Source organism: Marinomonas sargassi (assembly GCF_025716875.1).
Lineage (GTDB): Bacteria > Pseudomonadota > Gammaproteobacteria > Pseudomonadales > Marinomonadaceae > Marinomonas > Marinomonas sargassi.
Genome location: NZ_JAOVZB010000008.1, coordinates 30,983 through 50,494 on the forward strand (window position 1 = coordinate 30,983; position 19,512 = coordinate 50,494).

Consider the following 19,512-nt stretch of genomic DNA (forward strand, 5'->3'; position numbering starts at 1 on the left):
TAATGGCGAATAATACCATCACAGTTCAACTAACCCGTAGTCCGATCGGTCGTCTTCCAAAACACCGTGAAACTGTTAAAGGCTTGGGTTTACGTAAGATTGGCCAAACTCGTGTGTTGGAAGATACTCCAGCAGTACGCGGTATGGTTAATAAAGTTTATTACATGGTTAAAGTGGTAGGAGAATAACATGTTCTTAAATACACTTCGTCCTGGCGAAGGTAGCAAACATGCTCCTAAACGTGTTGGTCGCGGCATAGGTAGCGGCTTGGGCAAAACAGGTGGACGTGGCCATAAAGGTCTTAAGTCTCGCTCTGGTGGCTCAGTAAAACCTGGTTTTGAAGGTGGTCAAATGCCTTTGCAGAAACGTCTGCCAAAATTTGGTTTTACTTCACGTCAGGCAAAGTATGTTGCTGAGGTTCGTTTAAACGAGCTTGCTGCTGTAAATGCTGAAGTTGTAGATTTAGCTGCTCTTAAAGGCGCAGACATTCTTGGTCATCAAATTAAAGTTGCACGTGTGATTTTGTCTGGTTCTATCGACAAAGCAATCACGGTTCGTGGCCTTAAAGTGACTAAAGGTGCTCGTGCGGCAATTGAAGCAGCTGGCGGAAAAGTCGAGGAATAAATGGCAAAGCAAGGCTCACTACCTGCTGGTGCACAAAACGGATTAGGCGAGCTATGGGCTCGCATCCGTTTCGTATTTCTAGCAATTATTGTATATCGTATCGGTGCTCACATCCCTGTTCCTGGTATTAATCCAGATCGTTTGGCAGCACTGTTTGATCAAAATGAAGGCACAATTCTGAGTTTATTTAACGTATTCTCAGGGGGCGCACTTGAACGCATGAGTATTCTTGCGCTTGGGATTCTGCCCTATATTTCTGCCTCTATTATTATGCAGTTGTTAACGGTTGTGAGTCCGCAGCTAGAGCAGTTAAAGAAAGAGGGTGAAGCAGGTCGTCGTAAGATTACCCAATACACTCGCTATGGTACTGTGCTGCTTGCTTTAGTTCAGTCTGCCAGTATGGCAGTTGGCTTAGCAAGTCAGGGTATTTCGTTCAGTTCTGGTATGGAATTCTATGCCGTTGCTGTTGTTACCCTTGTTGCTGGTACTGTCTTCTTAATGTGGTTAGGCGAACAAGTTACTGAAAAAGGTATTGGTAATGGTATTTCCATCCTTATCTTTGCAGGTATCGTTGCCGGCATACCCGCTGCTGTAGGTCAGTCATTTGAATCGGCTCGTCAAGGCGATATCAATATTTTAGCTTTGTTGTTGATTGCGATATTAGCGATTGCGACGGTTGCTGCCATTGTCTTTATTGAACGTGGCCAACGTCGTATTACGGTTAATTACGCGAAGCGTCAGCAAGGCAAAAAAGTGTTTGCTGCACAAAAGAGTCATTTGCCACTTAAAGTGAATATGGCGGGTGTTATTCCTGCGATCTTTGCTTCAAGTATCTTGCTTTTCCCAGCCTCTATTGGCCAATGGTTTGGTCAAGGTGATGGGATGGAATGGTTACAAAACATTTCATTGGCTCTTGCTCCTGGACAACCTCTGTATGTGCTGTTATTTGCAATCGCAATTGTTTTCTTTTGCTTTTTCTATACAGCCTTGGTGTTTAATCCAAAAGATGTAGCAGATAATTTGAAGAAATCCGGTGCGTTCTTACCGGGTATCCGTCCTGGTGATCATACCGCTCGTTACGTTGATGGCGTAATGACTCGATTGACACTGTTTGGTGCTTTATATATCACCACTGTGTCTTTGATGCCTCAGTTTTTGAATGTTGCGTGGGATGTTCCATTCTACCTTGGCGGCACCTCTATGTTGATCGTAGTGGTTGTTGTTATGGACTTTATGTCGCAAGTTCAAAGTCATTTGATGAGTCAGCAATACGAGTCATTAATGAAAAAATCAAACCTAACTGGTTATGGTCAAAATGGCCTAATGTGATAAACATTGGTTGGAGATGAACATGAAAGTACGTGCATCTGTAAAGAAAATTTGTCGTAACTGCAAAATCGTTCGTCGTAACGGTTCAGTTCGAGTGATTTGTAAAACAGAACCTCGTCATAAGCAACGCCAAGGTTAATTCCTTAGCTTGTTGGATGATAGGAATGGGTGGTTGATTTATAGTCTAATTGTAGGCATAATCAGCCGCCCTCATGAAAGTAAATGATGGGTTGATATTCATCTATAACAACGGAGTAAAGTGATGGCTCGTATAGCCGGTGTCAATATTCCTGACAATAAACATGCGGTCATTTCTCTGACTTACATCTTCGGAATTGGTCGCACACGTTCACGCGCTATTTGCGCTGCTACAGGTGTTGCTGAGAGCGCAAAAATAAGCTCTCTAAGCGATGATACGCTTGACCAACTTCGTGGCGAAGTTGCTAAGTATACTGTAGAGGGTGACTTACGTCGTGAAGTCAGTATGTCTATCAAACGCTTGATGGACTTAGGTTGTAATCGCGGGATTCGTCATCGCCGCAGCCTACCAGTTCGTGGTCAACGTACCAAAACGAACGCTCGTACACGAAAAGGTCCTCGTAAACCTATTCGTAAGTAATTTAAACGCGTTTCGCTCTAGTGCTAAGTTCACTAGAGCTGAGCATTAAATAGGAAAGTGCAATATGGCTAAGCCAGCTACGCGCAGCACCAAGAAGAAAGTCAAAAAGACGGTCGTCGACGGTGTTGCTCATGTACACGCTTCATTTAATAACACGATCGTGACAATCACTGATCGCCAAGGTAACGCTCTTTCATGGGCTACTGCAGGTGGTTCTGGTTTTCGCGGATCTCGTAAAAGTACGCCTTTCGCAGCTCAAGTAGCCGCTGAACGTGCTGGTACTGTCGCTTTAGAGTTCGGTCTAAAGAACGTTGACGTGATGATTAAGGGCCCAGGTCCTGGTCGTGAGTCCGCAGTTCGTGCATTAAATGCACTAGGCTTGCGTATCAATAACATTACAGATGTGACGCCAATTCCACACAATGGTTGCCGTCCACCTAAGAAACGTCGCGTTTAAGAGGAGACAGATACATGGCTCGTTATATTGGTCCAACTTGTAAGTTGTCTCGTCGTGAAGGTACCGACTTGCAATTGAAGAGCGGTTCACGCGCTCTTGAGTCGAAATGTAAAGCAGAAACGGTTCCTGGTGTGCACGGTGCACGTCGCGGTCGTCTTTCTGATTACGGCTTACAGTTACGTGAGAAACAAAAAGTACGTCGTATGTACGGTGTACTAGAGAAGCAATTTCGTAATTACTACAAATCTGCTGCTCGCCTTAAAGGCGCAACTGGCGAGAACCTTTTGCAACTTTTGGAATCTCGTTTAGATAACGTTGTTTATCGCGCAGGTTTCGGTTCTACACGTGCGGAAGCTCGTCAACTAGTAGGTCATAAAGGCATTCTAGTAAATGGCTCTACGGTTAATATCCCGTCTTACCAAGTTAAAGCTGGTGACGTTGTATCTATCCGTGAAAAAGCTAAAAAGCAATTGCGTGTACAAAGCGCACTAGAGCTATCTAAAAATCGTGCAGCGATCCACTGGATCGAAGTTGATTCAACTAAACTGGAAGCTACTTTTAAAGCAGCGCCAGAACGTGCCGATTTATCAGCTGAAATTAATGAGAACCTAATTGTTGAACTTTACTCTAAGTAATAGTTTGATGATTAGGATTGAGAAATAGGTGGATCTATGCAGCGTTCAGTGAGCGAATTGTTAACCCCACGCAATATTGAAGTACAAGAAATCAGTAGCACACGATCTAAAGTGACACTACAACCGCTTGAACGTGGTTTTGGTCACACTTTAGGTAATGCACTACGTCGCATTCTTTTGTCTTCAATGTCAGGTTGTGCGATTGTAGAAGTCGAAATCGACGGTGTATTACATGAATACAGTACAATCGAAGGGGTTAAAGAAGATGTAATTGAAATTCTTCTTAACCTAAAAGGAGTTGCGATCGCTCTACATGGGCAGGATGAAGCAACTCTGACTTTAAGTAAAAAAGGTCCTGGTGTCGTAACAGCAGCTGATATTCAGCTTGTTGCCGACTCTGAGATTGCTAACCCTGATCTTGTTATTGCGCACTTAGATGATACTGCAGAGTTAAACATGCAGATCAAAGTCGCTCGTGGTCTTGGTTATGAGCCTGCTGATGCTCGTGTTGCTGGTGATGATGAAACTCGTCCTATTGGTCGCCTGCAGCTTGATGCCTCATTCAGCCCAGTGCGTCGTGTAGCATACAGTGTTGATAATGCTCGTGTTGAGCAGCGTACAGACTTAGATAAGTTAGTCTTAGACATCGAATCTAACGGTACAATCGACCCTGAAGAAGCTATTCGTCGTTCAGCTACTATTCTTCAACAACAAATTGCAGTTTTTGTCGCTCTTGAAAGTGAGAGTGAAGCACCAGTTGAAGAAGAAGAAGATGAGATTGATCCAATTTTGCTACGCCCGGTTGATGATCTTGAGTTAACCGTTCGCAGTGCTAACTGTTTGAAAGCAGAGAACATTTATTACATCGGTGATTTGATTCAACGTACTGAAGTTGAGCTTCTTAAGACGCCTAACCTTGGTAAGAAGTCGTTAACTGAAATCAAAGATGTTTTAGCACAGCGTGGTTTGTCTTTGGGAATGCGTCTAGAAAATTGGCCACCGGCTAGTTTGAAAGACGATAGCAAAGTTCTAGCTCGCTAGGTCATTGTTCCCTGGCCACCGTAGTTTGGTAAGGAATGTATAATGCGTCATCGTAAGAGTGGACGTCACTTAAACCGTACTAGCTCACATCGTAAAGCGATGTTTAAAAATATGGCTGTTTCTTTGTTTGAGCACGAAGTTATTAAAACTACGTTGCCTAAAGCGAAAGAATTACGTCGTGTTGCTGAGCCGTTAATCACATTGGCGAAAGTAGATTCAGTTGCGAATCGTCGCCTTGCCTTTGCTCGTACTCGTAGCAAAGACGCAGTAGGTAAATTATTCTCTGAGCTAGGTCCTCGTTACCAAGCTCGTCCTGGCGGTTACATTCGCATTCTTAAATGCGGCTTCCGTACAGGTGATAATGCACCTATGGCTTATGTTGAATTGGTTGATAGACCAGTTACAGAAGCTGCTGAGTAAGATCAGTAAGTAATAAAAAAAGCCGAGCTTATGCTCGGCTTTTTTATGTCTGATTCTTTCTTAACTAAAGCCGAATAGAATAAGCTTCTATTCGGCTTTATGTTTTCTAGATCATGTCTTTCAAGAAACGACCTGTGTGTGAGCCTTCAGCTTGAGCTACGGTTTCTGGAGTGCCTTCAGCGATAATATAACCACCTCCGCTACCGCCTTCAGGACCAAGGTCTACAATCCAATCCGCTGTCTTAATCACATCAAGGTTGTGCTCTATGACCACAATGGTATTACCGTGATCACGCAGACGATGAAGAACTTTAAGAAGCTGCTCTATATCGGCAAAATGCAGCCCTGTGGTTGGCTCATCTAGAATATATAAGGTCGCGCCTGTGTCGCGTTTAGAGAGCTCTTTAGCGAGTTTAACCCTTTGGGCTTCACCGCCAGATAAAGTGGTTGCTGCCTGTCCTAGACGTATATAGCCAAGGCCTACGTCCATGAGTGTTTGAAGCTTTCTTGCAACAGAAGGAACCGCATCGAAGAATTCTCGGGCATCTTCAATAGTCATTTCCAAACATTCGTGAATGTTCTTGCCTTTGTAAAGTATTTCTAAGGTCTCACGGTTATAGCGTTTACCCTTACAGGTATCACAAGGCACATACACATCTGGCAAGAAGTGCATTTCAACTTTGATGACACCGTCACCCTGACAAGCTTCACAACGACCACCTTTCACGTTGAAGCTAAACCTCCCCGGTTTATAACCACGAGATCTCGCTTCTTGAGTTGCTGAGAACAGTTCCCTCATAGGAGTGAAAATACCAGTATATGTTGCAGGGTTTGATCTTGGTGTACGGCCGATCGGGCTTTGGTCTATATCGACACATTTATCAAATAGCTCTAAACCTTCAATCTTTTCGTGAGGGGCCGCTTTCAACGTAGTGGCGCCATTCAAAGCTGTAGCAGCAAGAGGGTAGAGTGTGCCATTAATCAAAGTGGACTTACCTGAACCTGATACACCAGTAACACAAGTCATGACACCTATAGGGATGTTGAGGTTAACCTCATTGAGGTTATTCCCCGTAGCGCCTTTTAAACTCAGCTGCTGATTATTCTTAGCAGAATGGCGGGTGGTAGGAATGTCTATCTTACGAGTACCGACAAGGTATTGGCCTGTTACTGACTCAGGGCAATTCATTATATCTTCAGGAGTGCCGCTGGCGATGACTTGACCACCGTGTACACCCGCACCTGGACCTATATCTACTACATGGTCGGCAATACGAATCGCGTCTTCATCATGCTCTACGACTATGACTGTATTACCGAGATCTCGTAAGCGGGTAAGAGTAGCGATTAAGCGTTCGTTATCTCGTTGATGAAGGCCGATAGAAGGCTCATCGAGAATGTACATTACGCCTACTAAGCCAGCACCGATTTGACTGGCAAGACGGATACGTTGAGCTTCACCACCAGAAAGAGAGTCAGCCTTGCGGTCTAATGTTAAATAATCCAAGCCAACATTCACTAGGAAAGTTAGGCGGTCGCGAATTTCTTTAAGTATCTTGGATGCAATTTCGCCACGGGCGCCGGGTAGCTCCAAGTTTTCAAAATATCTTAAGCATTCAGCAATAGGGTAGGTGACGACTTCTGGTAGTGTCTGCTCATCAATAAACACGTTTCTAGCAGAGCGATTCAAGCGAGAGCCGTGACAATCAGGGCAAGGCTGTACACTGATGTACTGAGAAAGGTCATCCCGCACACTGTCTGATTCTGTTTCATGGTAACGGCGTTGTAGGTTAGGAATGACCCCTTCAAATGCGTGTGAGCGCATCATCTTATCGCCGCGCTCATTAATATAAACAAACTCTATTTTATCTTTCCCCGAACCATTGAGAATACGTTTTTTGTAGTCGTCAGGAATATCCGCATACTTAGTGTCGATATCAAAACCGTAGTGGTTCGCCAGCGCGGTTAGCTGTTGATAATAGAAGATACTGCGTCGCCCCCACCCACGAATGGCACCTTCCGCTAGGGTAAGGGAATCGTCTTGTATGATGCGTTCAGGGTCGAACATTTGATGTGTACCTAAACCATCACAGGTTTGGCAAGCACCGTTTGGGTTGTTAAATGAGAAGAGCCTTGGCTCCAATTCTGTCAGGCTGTATCCACACACTGGACAAGCAAACTTGCTGGAGAAAATATATTCTTCGCTCTCATCATCCATATTGATGGCTTTAGCAATACCATCAGATAGCTCTAAACAAGTTTCAAAAGACTCAGCGAGGCGAAGCTGTAAATCGGGTCTGACTTTAAAGCGGTCAATCACCACTTCTATTGTGTGTTTTTTGTTTTTCTCTAATGCTGGAGCGTCATCTAGATCAACCACGATGCCATCTATGCGTGCTCTGATGAAACCTTTTGATAATAAATCGCTAATAGTATGTAAGTGCTCACCTTTTCTATCTTTAACGATAGGGGCGAGAAGCATCATCTTACTTTCTTCTGGTAGAGATATAATCTTATCAACCATCTGTGATATGGTTTGCGCTTCTAAAGGCTCGCCATGTGTTGGACAACGAGGCTGGCCAGCACGGGCAAATAGCAGACGCAAATAATCGTAGATTTCTGTGATGGTTCCCACGGTAGAGCGTGGGTTGTGGGATGTAGATTTCTGTTCAATGGAGATCGCTGGAGAAAGGCCCTCAATATGGTCAATATCGGGCTTTTCCATCATGGATAAAAATTGTCTGGCGTAAGTAGATAAAGATTCTACGTAGCGGCGCTGTCCTTCCGCGTATAAGGTGTCAAAAGCCAGAGAAGACTTACCCGAACCAGATAAACCGGTAATAACAATTAACTTGTCTCTTGGAATGTCTAAGTCCACATTTTTAAGATTGTGGGTGCGTGCTCCGCGTATGGTAATGGTATCCATGAGTCTCCAATGTGAAATTGTTCAGCAGAAATGAATTTGCCCGTAGTAAATTAAATAACTGTCTATTTTTACAGTAGTTGAAATGGAGCTTCAACGGTATTTTGAGTAAAATAGGCATCTTTTTTTTCAAACCCTTAAGTTAAGTGGTTATAACCTCTATATGGATCTACTCGAACGCCGCTCTGTACTTGCCCTAGCGCTGATCTATTTGTTTAGAATGCTTGGCTTGTTCCTCATTATGCCTGTTATTAGCATTGCGGGTGATGACATGACAGGGACAACAGCGGCTTTATTAGGCATGGCCATTGGTATCTATGGCCTAACTCAGGCCAGCTTACAAATTCCAATGGGCATGTGGTCTGACAAAATAGGCCGTAAACGAGTCATTGTTATTGGTTTACTGCTTTTTGCTGTTGGTAGCCTGATTTGTGCCAATGCAACAGACATTACGACACTCATTATCGGCCGTGCAGTGCAAGGTGCAGGGGCGATAGCTAGCACCTTAATGGCTCTATTGAGTGATGTCACAAGAGAGCAAAACCGAACTAAGGCCATGGCGTTAGTTGGCGCGAGCATCGGGGCTTCTTTTATGTTGTCTCTGGTAATTGGTCCTTGGTTATACGCGCTCATCGGTTTATCTGGCTTGTTCTATTTATCCTTTGCTCTGTCGATATTAGGCATTTTGTTGATTGTGTTTGCTGTGCCGAACTCGGTACACCACACTTTTCGCCGCGATACGACGCCGAACTTGGCAGCGTTAGGTTTAGTATTAAAAGACTCAAGATTACGCTTTTTAAACATCAGTGTGTTTCTTCTTCATGCGAGTTTGACTGCGCTATTTATTACCTTGCCAAGCCTTCTTTTGAATACATTTGAAATGCCTTTAGAAGATCACAGTTGGCTTTATCTAATTATCATGGCGAGTGCCTTTGTTGGAATGCTACCATTAGTCATAATGGCCGAAGCAAAAGCCAAGATGAAGCAAGTGTTAACTTTGGTGCTTTTGTTGTTAGGCGTTAGTACCCTGTCGCTACAATGGGGTAACCATATTGGGGTGTTCGCTTTCTTGCTTTGGGTGTACTTTGTTGGCTTTAATGCGCTAGAAGCAACCTTGCCTTCCTTGATCAGTAAACTGGCTCCCGTTGGTAACCGTGGTACGGCAATGGGCGTATTTTCTACTCATCAGTTTATCGGCTCCTTTATTGGTGGTGCTGGTGGTGGTTGGTTAATACAAAACTATTCGAGTAACGGCATATTTTGGGTGTTTGGTGTGGTATTTTTAGCTTGGGCATTGGTTAGTCTCACCCAGCCAGCTCCTAAACAGCTGAGTAGTCTCGCATTTAGTTTATCGAACATCGACGAAGCGGCTATACCAACCTTAACCGAACAACTTATGGCGGTTGAAGGAGTAGAGGGCTTACAAATATTTGAAGATGAGCAAACAGCTTACCTTAAAGTAAATAAGAAAAAGTTGGACAAAGACACTTTGGCACGTATTGCGCCACAAGTTGCTCTTTAAAACAGAATCTCGCAAAAGAACATTATTAATTTTAGTTGGAGAACGTCATGGCACGTGGAGTAAATAAAGTAATCTTGGTTGGCAATGCAGGCAATGATGCCGAAGTTCGTTTTATGCCGTCAGGTGGTGCTGTCGCAAACGTAAGTTTGGCAACAACGGAAAGCTGGCGTGACAAGCAAACTGGCCAAATGCAAGAGCGTACTGAATGGCACCGTGTGTCTTTCATGGACCGTGGTAACTACCGTTTAGGTCAAATCGCCGGTGACTTCATCAAGAAGGGTTCAAAAGTTTATGTAGAAGGTTCACTACGAACTCGTGAGTGGGAAAAAGACGGCATCAAGCGTTACACAACAGAAATTATTGCCAGTGAAATGCAGTTGTTAGATGGGCGTGCAGACGGTCAGCAGGGTGGCTACGATGCTGGTGCACAAGGTGGTTACGGTGGCGGAGCGTCAGCGCAACAAGCACCACAAGGTGGCTTTAACCAAGCGCCTCAGCAAGCGGCACCACAGCATGCTCCTCAAGGTGGCTTCAACCAGCCAGCAGGTGGCTATGGTCAGCAGCCACAGCCTCAAGCAGCACCACAACAAGCTGCGCCACAATCATTCGGAAGCTGGGGTAATGCGCCACAGCAAGCGCCTGCACAAGCAGCACCACAACAACGTGCTCCACAGGCAGCGCCAAAAGCACCAGAGCCAAAGCCACAACAAGCGCCTAACTTTGATGACTTTGACGATGATATCCCGTTCTAAGCAACTCTTAGTTGGCTAAAACAGAAAGCCCCGCAATGCGGGGCTTTCGTGTTTCTAGGAGAAGGCAATAAATGCGTTTAATAGTTTTTTCTAGTGGCCATTTATGAGAGTGTTTAGCATTATTGATAGCTAAGCTTGTGAGCAAGGGATTGAACATGATATTCGAGAAAGTAACATTGCAAGGTCAACATGTCCGTTTGGAACCGTTATCTGAGTCGCATAAAGAAGGGATTTGCTCAGCGATTTTAGACGGGGAACTTTGGAAACTTTTCGTAACCCTTGTTCCACACCCGTCTGAGATCGATGCATTTCTCAATAAGGCACGTTTGAATCAAGAATCTGGAGACGGTTTAGCCTTTGCTATTATTGATGAGAAAACCAATCAGGTAGCTGGCTCTACTCGTTTTATGAGGGCTAATTTACCGCATGCTCGAGTAGAAATTGGTTTTACTTTCTTAGGTAAGTCATTTCAAAAAACTAAGGTAAACACTGAGTCGAAGTTGTTAATGTTGACCTATGCATTTGAGACCTTAAACCTCAATCGAGTTGAATTACTCACAGATTACTTAAATACAAGTTCACGGAATGCGATTCTGCGTATTGGCGCTAAGCAAGAAGGTATTTTGAGAAGCCACATGGTGATGCCTAATGGTAGGGTTCGAGATTCAGTGTTGTTTAGTATCGCTCGCCATGAATGGTCTGGTGTTAAGCAGAACTTAGAATACAAATTGCTCAATTAGCTTGATAGAAAAGGTGGGGTTCACCATTTCGGTAAGTCTTCTGGTTATTGCGAGATCGAATATGTAGTGTATTTATCTTTTGCCTCCCCAATAAATAGTTGGACCAATAAAGTGAAAAGGATCTGAATGCGTTATCTAGAGCAGCCCTTATTTTACATAAAAGGTATGAGTACAGCAGATGAATATTCCTAGTGTGATCTTTGATTACAATAAGACTAAACAAGCAGAGTTCGAAATATTTGATTTAGAGGAGTTATATGAGCGAAAGTTTAATCATCACTCTCCAGACCAATGTCATAAAGTAAAATTCTTTGTACTCATTTATATTATGGCTGGTCATGGAAGTCATATGATAGATTTTGTTGAATACCCGTACCTAGCAGGGTCCGTTATTTTTGTGCAGCCAGAGCAAGTTCAAGCTTTTGATTTTAGTCATAGGCCCAAAGGGAAAGTTCTGGTCTTAACACAAGGCTTTTTGGATCAAGTGCATGCCAATATGCGCTTACCAAACTACACCCCCTTGCATCTGAATAGTCAATATACCCCTATTGTGAATCTTGATACCGAGAATCATGAACGTTGTCAGAAGTTAGTGAGTGAACTTACAGTCGAAGTGAACCATGCGTGCTCGGATCCGTTGATTGTTATGTACTTATTTTCAACTTTGTCTCTAATGCTACATAGATTACGGCCAGAGCTGAAAATGGATACGTTGTCGCAATCACAAAGTATTAAGTTTGCGCGCTTTATTGAGCTGTTATGTACAGAGTATCGGCAAATAAAGGGAGCTAACTGGTATGCCGATCAACTCAATATGACTTATAAAACCTTGAACCATATCTGTAAACTGGCGACAGAGTTAACCGCTAAACAGTTAATAGACTCTCATACCATATTAGAGATTAAGCGTTTGCTATTGGTAGGGAATGTTACTACGCAACAACTCGCCTTTGACCATGGTTTTGAAGATGTTAGCAACTTTGTTAAATACTTTAAGAAGCATACTCACATAACCCCAAGTCAATTTAAAAAGCAGTACCTTTCTGCAAACTTAACTGGAAAGTAGTTTTACGTTAAAGTTCGATATCGACCATTTTTCTGCCCACATTCACTCTGCTTAAGAATTCATCGTTTCTCTAATATACATATTGTCAATTTGTAAGGAGATAAGGATGAATAGAATTACTCTCAGAAAACTTGTGGCCCCCGTAGCCATAGCAACAGCATGTTTAACTATGACGAGTACAGCAACAGCGGAGCAAAAAATGACAAATACAGAAAAAGCGGTCGCGCTAATAGAAAGTATTGAAAATGGTAATCCTGAGCCAGTAGGTTTCATCAACCCACATAAATATATACAGCATAATTTAGCGATAGGTGATGGCTTAGCCGGTTTTGGTGAAGCGATGAAAATGCTGCCACCGGGCGGTGCTAAAGCTAGCGTTCAACGTGCATTTCAAGACGGTGATTATGTTGTATTGCATACAGAATATGATTTCTTTGGCCCGAAAGCTGGCTTTGATGTGTTCCGTTTTGAAAACGACAAAATCGTAGAGCATTGGGATAATTTACAAGAGATTGCTCCTCCAAACCCTAGTGGACATACTCAATTTGATGGGCCAACACAAGTTACGGATTTGAGTAAAACGGATGAAAACAAGGCCTTAGTGACGGACTTTGTTGAGACAATCCTAATCAAGGGGGATATGGGTAAAATTGGTCAGTTTATTGGGCCAAATGATGAAGACTATATTCAGCATAATCCAGCAGTGTCAGATGGTTTAAGCGGTCTAGGTAAAGCTTTAGCGGCTTTAGCTCAGCAAGGTATGCCAATGGCCTATAACAAAAATCATAAAGTGTTAGGGCAAGGGGATTTCGTTTTGTCGATTAGTGAAGGTAAGTTTTTAGATAAGCATGTCGCCTTCTATGATTTGTTCCGAGTCGAGGACGGAAAAATTGTAGAGCACTGGGACACTATCGAGAACATTCCCCCAAAAGCGGATTGGAAAAATGATAATGGAAAGTTTGGCTTTTAATTAATCAGGAAAAGTATAGGCAGGTTAAACTGCCTATACTTTGTTATCTATCCACCACCATCATCTTATAGTTCATAATTCATTTTCAAAAATTCAACATGCGCTGGAATGGTTAGTGCTTTCGGGCGAATGCTTTGTATAAGTGCTTTCGCTCGCTCCCATTGGTAACCAGATTCTAGTAGTAAGCATGCTGCCATGACTCCTGTTCTTCCCGTCCCACCACGACAATGAATCACTATCGTTTTCTTCTCTTTTAAGTGAGTAAGCAGCTCTTCTTTTTTGGTATTTAACACATCAAAGAAAGGTTGCTGCGGCGCTTGATCGTCTTCTACGGGTAGTTGATACCAAAGCATGCCTTGTTGTTGTATTTCTTTTCCAAGATCTGTGACGTTGAGTTTGGCAATCTCAGAGTCGGGTAGCATGCTGATGATAACGTCTGCACCCGCTTCTTTGAGGCTTAAAATGGATGAGGTTAAATCGGCGTCTTTTGTTCCCGGGCATGGTGTGAAGATAAATTGTGCGCCATTGTCGAGGGCAAGTAGGTCGTATGGGTGTGTCATCTGATATTCCTTCTGCATATATTTGGCCAGTATAAGATAAGAAATATGACAATTGTTAGTTGTGCTTGGGCTGAGGTGTGATTTTTGCCCCTTTTACCTTCGAAAAGCGTTTTATGAAACAAGCCTTTTTGTCTCGGTACACATATAATTGCCAGCATAATTGATTTAATGAGGTATTGGCTGGTGGATGAAGAAGATGGTGCATCTTTATTTGCGCAAGAAGTAGCAGGAATAAAGCCGCTTAAAACCAGTGAAGTGTATTTAAGTAAGAAAGGCCCTGAAGTGGACTTTCTCGCTCGTCAAAAAGCCGCGCTTATGGTGAATGAGGAGGATAGAAACCACCTGTCGCAAGATTATGTCGAAAAGGTGCAGCCAAATGACGTGCTGGCTTATAAGCGTTCTGGTGTACAAGATGGTGTGTTTAAACGCTTGCGTCAGGGTAAATATGGTATTGAGGCACGCTTAGATTTACATCGTCATACTGTTGCTCAGGCAAGAGAGCAGGTTTATCAGTTTGTTGATGACTGCATGCGTAATGATATTCGTGTTGCCATTATCGTCCATGGCAAGGGAGATCGAGCCCCTACCCCAGAAGAACAGGCAACGCTAAAAAGCTTCATCAATAAATGGTTACGTGACCTTGACCCTGTTATGGCATTTCATAGTGCGCAAAAATTCCATGGTGGTTTAGGGGCTGTGTATGTTTTGTATAAGAAAACCGAAAAAGCGCGCTTAGAAGATTGGGAAAAGCACCAAAAGCGTTAATTCTGTAAAGGGATTTAACGCAAAGCTTTCTCGTTATTTCGTGCAGTAAAAGCCATATTTTTGCTATAATCCCGCCACTTTAATCGCGACATGCTGTTTTTTGTCGTCCCAAACATAGTTGTCATCGTATTCTAATTCTATTGAGGTAGATAATGGCCCATAGTACTGCTCATCATTCTGCGTTTACTTTTGTTCGCAGCGAGTTTATTGATGCTCTTAACGCCACTGTGCAAGAGTTTGAACACACAGTTACTGGGGCGAAGCATTTTCATATCGCATCCGAAAATGACGAAAATGTTTTTCTTGTCGGCTTGAAGACAGTACCAACGGATTCCTGTGGTGTGGCTCACATTCTTGAACACACTGTGTTGTGTGGCTCTGAGCGTTTTCCAGTACGCGACCCTTTCTTCATGATGATACGTCGTTCATTGAATACCTTCATGAATGCATTTACCTCTTCTGATTGGACGGCTTACCCTTTTGCCAGCAAGAACAAGAAAGACTTCCATAACCTATTAGATGTGTATTTGGACGCTGTGTTCTTTTCTCGACTTGATGAGTTGGACTTCTCTCAAGAAGGTCATCGTTTGGAATTTGAAGAACCTGAGAATTCAGAATCTGACCTTACCTTCAAAGGTGTGGTATTCAATGAAATGAAAGGGGCGATGAGTTCTACCACTTCTGTGTTGTGGCAAACTCTGACTAAATACTTGTTCCCAAATAATACTTACCACTTTAACTCTGGTGGTGAGCCAACGGACATTCCTGATTTATCTTATCAAGACTTACTGGATTTCTACCGTACTCATTACCACCCATCTAATGCCGTCTTTATGACATTTGGTGATATTCCTGCTGAAACATTACAAGCTGAGTTTGAAGAGAAGGTACTAAGCCGCTTTGAACGTTTAGAAGAGCAAGTGGTTGTGCCGAATGCTAAACGCTACTTCTCACCAGTACGTGTTCAAGAAGGTTATGCAGCGGAAGAAGTGAAAGAAGATGCTAGCCATGTGGTGATAGGTTGGTTGCTTGGTGAAAGCATAGATTTAAACCAGCAATTCGAAGCGCAATTGTTGTCCAGTGTATTGCTGGATAACAGTGCGTCACCTTTGTTGCGAGTGTTAGAAGGAAGTGACTTAGGTCGGGCTCCGTCTCCTTTGTGCGGTCTTGAAGACAGCAATAAAGAAATGAGCTTCATGTGTGGTTTAGAAGGAGTGAAACAAGAAGACGCTTTGCAAGTGGAAGCCTTGGTTGTTTCATCACTAAAAGACATTGCTGATAATGGCGTACCACAGAGTATGGTGGATGCTATGTTGCACCAACTTGAGTTGAGTCAGCGCGAAATCGGTGGTGGCAGTTACCCATATGGTTTGCAGCTTATCTTGGCTGGCTTGTCGACGGCTGTGCACTCGGGTGATGTTATCGCTCAACTTGATCTTGACCCTGTCATCAATGACATGCGAGAGAAAATCAAAGACCCTCAATACATTCCTGAACTGATCAATCGCTTGTTGCTGTCAAATGCACACCGAGTCACTCTGACTTTAAGCCCAGATGATGCTTTAGAAGCACGTCGTAATGCAGCTGAGAAAGATCGTTTAAGTCAGATTAAAGCGGCGTTATCGGATGTTGAAAAAGAGCAAATCATCGCTCGTAGCGCAGCATTAAAAGAGCGTCAGGTGCAGGTGGATGATATGAGCATTCTACCTAAAGTCGGCTTGGAAGATGTTCCAGCACGTTTACCTGAATACGACAGTGCTAAGGTATCGGCTAACTTGCCAATTACCTTCTATCCACAAGGCACCAATGGTCTGGTTTATCAGCAGTTGGTTATTGATTTACCTGAGCTAGATGAAGAAGAGACGCAATACTTGCCGTTGTTTTCCTCTGTCATTACTGAGTTAGGTATAGGTGAAGAAGATTATCTAGCCGTACAAGAACGCCAAGCTCAAGTCTGTGGTGGTTTAGGTGCGTCTAATTCGATTCGCCCTGTCATTGCGGATCGTCAATCTCTAAATGCTTACTTTATCTTATCGAGCAAAGCCTTAGTTCCTAATGTTAAAGCGATGACAGAGCTACTTACGGATACCATGCTGAATGTGCGCTTTGATGAAGTTGGTCGCTTGAAAGAATTGGTGGCACAGCGTCGAGCTCGCCGTGAGCAATCTATCACAGGTCAAGGTCATTCATTGGCCATGGCGGCGGCAACCAGTACTTTCTCTGGTTTGGCGTTGCAGCAAGAGAAATGGGGCGGCTTGTCTGGTATTCGCTCACTTATGGCATTAGATGATGCCATGAAAGCAGACGATTCCGCAGTGGAAGCCGTACTGGCTGTATTTAAACGTTTGCATGAGAAACTATTAAAAGCCAATAAGCAGTTGTTGCTGGTGGCTGAAGCTCAGCATGAGACGGCAATAGTGGACGAAGTGACTAAGCTGGTTGCTGGTTTGCCAGTAGGCGAACTGGATACGAATTTTGCTTTGCCAGCGGAAGACAGTAAAACCAAGGTGGCTTGGCTGACTTCTACTCAGGTGAATTTCTGTAGTAAGGCCTACCGTGCGGCGTTTGGTGATCATCCAGATGTGGCGGCTTTAACAGTACTAGGTGGCTTCTTGCGTAATGGTTTCTTACACAGAGTGATTCGTGAGCAGGGCGGTGCTTATGGCGGTGGTGCTACCTTTGACGGCAGTTCCGGCGCTTTCCGTTTTTACTCTTACCGTGATCCTCGCTTAACAGAAACCCTAGCGGACTTCGATGCCTCCATTGATTGGATGCTAAACGAAGAACACACCGAAGATATGTTAGAAGAAGCGATTCTGGGTGTCATTGGTTCCATGGATAAACCGGGCTCCCCTGCTGGTGAAGCGCAAAGTGACTTCTATGTTCAGCTTCATGGACGCAGCTTGGCTTATCGAGAAGCTTTCCGTGCGAAAATTTTAGCGGTGACAATAGATCAACTTAAACAGGTTACGAAAACCTATTTAACAGAACAAAATGAAAATGTTGCTGTGGTATCTGCCACATCGAAGCGTGAAGAGTTAGAAGCCTTGGGCTTCACTATTCAAGCGCTTTAATGAGCAGCCTTTAGCAAATAATAGTTTAATTAACGGATAAGTGAATGGATCAGTTTCAAGATATACGCCCATACAATGATGATGAAGTTGCAGCGGTGTTGAATAACTTGGTGGAAACACCGGACTTCATTAATACCATTATTGGTTTTCGATTTGCCAAATGGCCTCGACTTTTGCATGGGCCATTGGGCTATATCGTCAAGCTGGCTCTAAAGCGTCAATTATCGAGCGTTAAAAATGTGCACGATTTCCAGATGCGTGTTGCTAGCTACATGGAACGTATGATCAAAACCACGACTACGGATGTGGAGTATCGCGGTATTGATAAGTTAGATAAGAACACAGGCTATTTGTTCTTATCTAATCATAGGGATATCGCCATGGACCCAGCTTTTGTGAACTACGGTTTGTATCTTGCTGGCCTTAATACGGTACGTATTGCGATAGGTGATAATTTGCTACGTCGCCCATTTGTTTCTGACTTAATGCGCCTAAACAAAAGCTTTATCGTGAAACGTTCGGCAAATGGTGTTCGAGAAATGATGGCTGCATTTGGGCAGTTATCTTCTTATATTTCGACATCATTAATGGAAGACCAGTCTAATATCTGGATCGCCCAGAAGGAAGGGCGGGCTAAAGATGGTCTAGATCAAACAGACCCTGCCATCATTAAAATGTTTTTCATGAGCCAGAAAAAAGCCAAAGTGCCGTTTCCTGAAGCCATGGCTAATCTGAAAATTGTGCCAGTATCTATCTCTTATGAATATGACCCTTGTGCCTTTGATAAAGCCAATGAGCTGAATGAAAAGGAGAAAACAGGTGCATATCAAAAGGCGGAATTTGAAGACATCGACAGTATTAAAAATGGTATCGTGGGCTTTAAAGGCAAGGTGGTAGTGACGTTTGGTGATGTGATTAAAGATGGCTTTGAAACACCTGAAGAGTTTGTTGAAGAGGTGGATCGCCAGATTATTATGAACTACGCTGCTCAGCCGACGAATGAAGCGGCTTTAGCGGTACAGCAGGGTTTACCTTCGACAGATAAAGGTTTCTCTGACTATCTTGATACGTGCCCTAAAGAGTTAAGGGAAACTATCTTGGCTATGTATGCAAATCCACTAAAACAAAAGCAAAAATATTTAAGCGAATAAGGTTAGGAGTAGAGTGTTAATGGGTGTTTTGGAGTCTTTAAGGTCCTGGCTGGGGTCCATTGTTTTCTTTGCTTATTATATGATCTCTACTATTGCGTTTGGCGCTCTTGCTCCTATCGCCACTCTGTTACTGCCGAAAAACGCTAGGCAGCCAGTCTTGAACCTACATAATAAAGGGCTGCTATTTATTTTCCGTGTTGCCTGTGGTGTGAAAGTAGAAGTCGTAGGTTTAGAGAATATTAATAAAGCGCGCCCAAGCGTGCTGGTGGCAAACCACCAAAGTGAATGGGAGACCTACATACTGCAAGTATTGTTCGCACCCATCTCTACTGTTCTGAAAAAGGAACTATTGTCCGTACCTTTTTTTGGTTGGGGTCTACGTATGGTTCAGCCGATTGCTATTGACCGATCTCAACGTACGAATGCCTTAAAGCAAATTATTAGCCAAGGTAAAGAGCGAATCGAAGACGGTCGTTCAGTGCTGATTTTTCCTGAAGGGACACGCATTGCGCCGAACGAAGAGCAAGCTTTCAACAAGGGCGCTGCTATGTTGGCGACCTCGGCGAATGCACCTATCCTGCCTGTTGTTCATAATGCGGGTTACACTTGGCCGGGAAGACGCTGGCGTAAGTTCCCAGGCAGTATTCGAGTGGTTATAGGTCCTGTAATCGAATCGGAAGGCAAGAAAACATCCGCGCTTCATGAGGAAATGGATACTTGGATGCGAGCTGAAATGGCTAAGTTGCCAAAAGGGAATAACTCTCTAGATTAATTCTCTAGCTAGGATCGAGTTTTACTCAGTTTGGTGAAGGTCTTCATTTATTTTGATCAATAAAAAAGCCGCATTTAAATGCGGCTTTTTTG

20 protein-coding genes are annotated in these 19,512 nt (G+C 43.5%); 18 read left to right on the forward strand and 2 right to left on the reverse strand.

All coding sequences use genetic code 11. The features are described from left to right. Positions 1 to 2 precede the first annotated feature (2 nt). From rpmD to rplQ, 9 genes are all read left to right on the forward strand, one after another. A complete protein-coding gene (gene rpmD / locus OFY17_RS14350; RefSeq protein WP_263531423.1) occupies positions 3 to 188 on the forward strand; it encodes a 50S ribosomal protein L30 in 186 nt (61 codons plus the stop codon). A 1-nt stretch (position 189) separates the two neighbouring features. Continuing rightward, positions 190 to 624, forward strand: a complete 435-nt coding sequence (gene rplO / locus OFY17_RS14355; RefSeq protein WP_263531424.1) for a 50S ribosomal protein L15 — start codon at positions 190 to 192, stop codon at positions 622 to 624. Continuing rightward, complete coding sequence (gene secY, locus OFY17_RS14360; protein WP_263531425.1) at positions 625 to 1,953, forward strand: preprotein translocase subunit SecY; 1,329 nt, start codon at positions 625 to 627, stop codon at positions 1,951 to 1,953. Between the two features lie 22 nt (positions 1,954 to 1,975). Next, positions 1,976 to 2,092 (forward strand): 50S ribosomal protein L36, encoded by a 117-nt coding sequence (rpmJ, locus tag OFY17_RS14365; protein ID WP_114697044.1) that lies wholly within the window; start codon positions 1,976 to 1,978, stop codon positions 2,090 to 2,092. Between the two features lie 123 nt (positions 2,093 to 2,215). After that, complete coding sequence (gene rpsM / locus OFY17_RS14370) at positions 2,216 to 2,572, forward strand: 30S ribosomal protein S13 (RefSeq protein ID WP_263531426.1); 357 nt, start codon at positions 2,216 to 2,218, stop codon at positions 2,570 to 2,572. 64 nt (positions 2,573 to 2,636) lie between these two features. Beyond that, complete coding sequence (rpsK, locus tag OFY17_RS14375; RefSeq protein ID WP_263531427.1) at positions 2,637 to 3,029, forward strand: 30S ribosomal protein S11; 393 nt, start codon at positions 2,637 to 2,639, stop codon at positions 3,027 to 3,029. A 14-nt stretch (positions 3,030 to 3,043) separates the two neighbouring features. Then, entirely contained in the window at positions 3,044 to 3,664 is a 621-nt protein-coding gene (gene rpsD / locus OFY17_RS14380; protein WP_263531428.1) for a 30S ribosomal protein S4, read from the forward strand. Positions 3,665 to 3,700: 36 nt separating this feature from the next. Continuing rightward, on the forward strand, positions 3,701 to 4,705 hold the full coding sequence (locus OFY17_RS14385) for a DNA-directed RNA polymerase subunit alpha (RefSeq protein ID WP_263531429.1): 1,005 nt from the start codon (positions 3,701 to 3,703) through the stop codon (positions 4,703 to 4,705). Between the two features lie 42 nt (positions 4,706 to 4,747). Further along, entirely contained in the window at positions 4,748 to 5,125 is a 378-nt protein-coding gene (rplQ, locus tag OFY17_RS14390) for a 50S ribosomal protein L17 (protein ID WP_263531430.1), read from the forward strand. A 106-nt stretch (positions 5,126 to 5,231) separates the two neighbouring features. Here rplQ and uvrA read toward each other — a convergent pair whose 3' ends face one another. Continuing rightward, entirely contained in the window at positions 5,232 to 8,051 is a 2,820-nt protein-coding gene (gene uvrA / locus OFY17_RS14395; protein WP_263531431.1) for an excinuclease ABC subunit UvrA, read from the reverse strand. Between the two features lie 160 nt (positions 8,052 to 8,211). Between uvrA and OFY17_RS14400 the strand changes: the two genes are divergently transcribed. The 5 genes from OFY17_RS14400 (at position 8,212) to OFY17_RS14420 (ending at position 13,098) form a co-directional block, all read left to right on the forward strand. Continuing rightward, entirely contained in the window at positions 8,212 to 9,570 is a 1,359-nt protein-coding gene (locus OFY17_RS14400; RefSeq protein WP_263531432.1) for an MFS transporter, read from the forward strand. Between the two features lie 47 nt (positions 9,571 to 9,617). Beyond that, a complete protein-coding gene (gene ssb, locus OFY17_RS14405) occupies positions 9,618 to 10,322 on the forward strand; it encodes a single-stranded DNA-binding protein (RefSeq protein ID WP_263531433.1) in 705 nt (234 codons plus the stop codon). A gap of 155 nt (positions 10,323 to 10,477) precedes the next feature. Next, on the forward strand, positions 10,478 to 11,062 hold the full coding sequence (locus tag OFY17_RS14410; protein ID WP_263531434.1) for a GNAT family N-acetyltransferase: 585 nt from the start codon (positions 10,478 to 10,480) through the stop codon (positions 11,060 to 11,062). Between the two features lie 178 nt (positions 11,063 to 11,240). Next, positions 11,241 to 12,128, forward strand: coding sequence for a helix-turn-helix transcriptional regulator (locus OFY17_RS14415; RefSeq protein ID WP_263531435.1), 888 nt, complete (start codon positions 11,241 to 11,243; stop codon positions 12,126 to 12,128). 106 nt (positions 12,129 to 12,234) lie between these two features. Then, the gene (locus OFY17_RS14420) at positions 12,235 to 13,098 is read left to right on the forward strand and encodes a nuclear transport factor 2 family protein (RefSeq protein ID WP_263531436.1); all 864 of its coding nucleotides are present in this window, start codon (positions 12,235 to 12,237) and stop codon (positions 13,096 to 13,098) included. A 65-nt stretch (positions 13,099 to 13,163) separates the two neighbouring features. Here the strand turns inward: OFY17_RS14420 and OFY17_RS14425 are convergent, their stop codons facing one another. Then, positions 13,164 to 13,658 (reverse strand): phosphatase domain-containing protein, encoded by a 495-nt coding sequence (locus OFY17_RS14425; RefSeq protein WP_263531437.1) that lies wholly within the window; start codon positions 13,656 to 13,658, stop codon positions 13,164 to 13,166. A 183-nt stretch (positions 13,659 to 13,841) separates the two neighbouring features. Here OFY17_RS14425 and smrA point away from each other — a divergent pair, with 183 nt between their 5' ends. From smrA to OFY17_RS14445, 4 genes are all read left to right on the forward strand, one after another. Then, positions 13,842 to 14,423 (forward strand): DNA endonuclease SmrA, encoded by a 582-nt coding sequence (smrA, locus tag OFY17_RS14430; protein WP_263531438.1) that lies wholly within the window; start codon positions 13,842 to 13,844, stop codon positions 14,421 to 14,423. A 152-nt stretch (positions 14,424 to 14,575) separates the two neighbouring features. Beyond that, a complete protein-coding gene (locus tag OFY17_RS14435; RefSeq protein WP_263531439.1) occupies positions 14,576 to 17,497 on the forward strand; it encodes an insulinase family protein in 2,922 nt (973 codons plus the stop codon). A 44-nt stretch (positions 17,498 to 17,541) separates the two neighbouring features. Next, entirely contained in the window at positions 17,542 to 18,648 is a 1,107-nt protein-coding gene (locus tag OFY17_RS14440; protein ID WP_263531440.1) for a 1-acyl-sn-glycerol-3-phosphate acyltransferase, read from the forward strand. Positions 18,649 to 18,727: 79 nt separating this feature from the next. Beyond that, positions 18,728 to 19,420: a lysophospholipid acyltransferase family protein gene (locus OFY17_RS14445; protein ID WP_263531441.1), complete on the forward strand. Its 693-nt coding sequence runs from the start codon at positions 18,728 to 18,730 to the stop codon at positions 19,418 to 19,420. Positions 19,421 to 19,512: the final 92 nt, after the last annotated feature.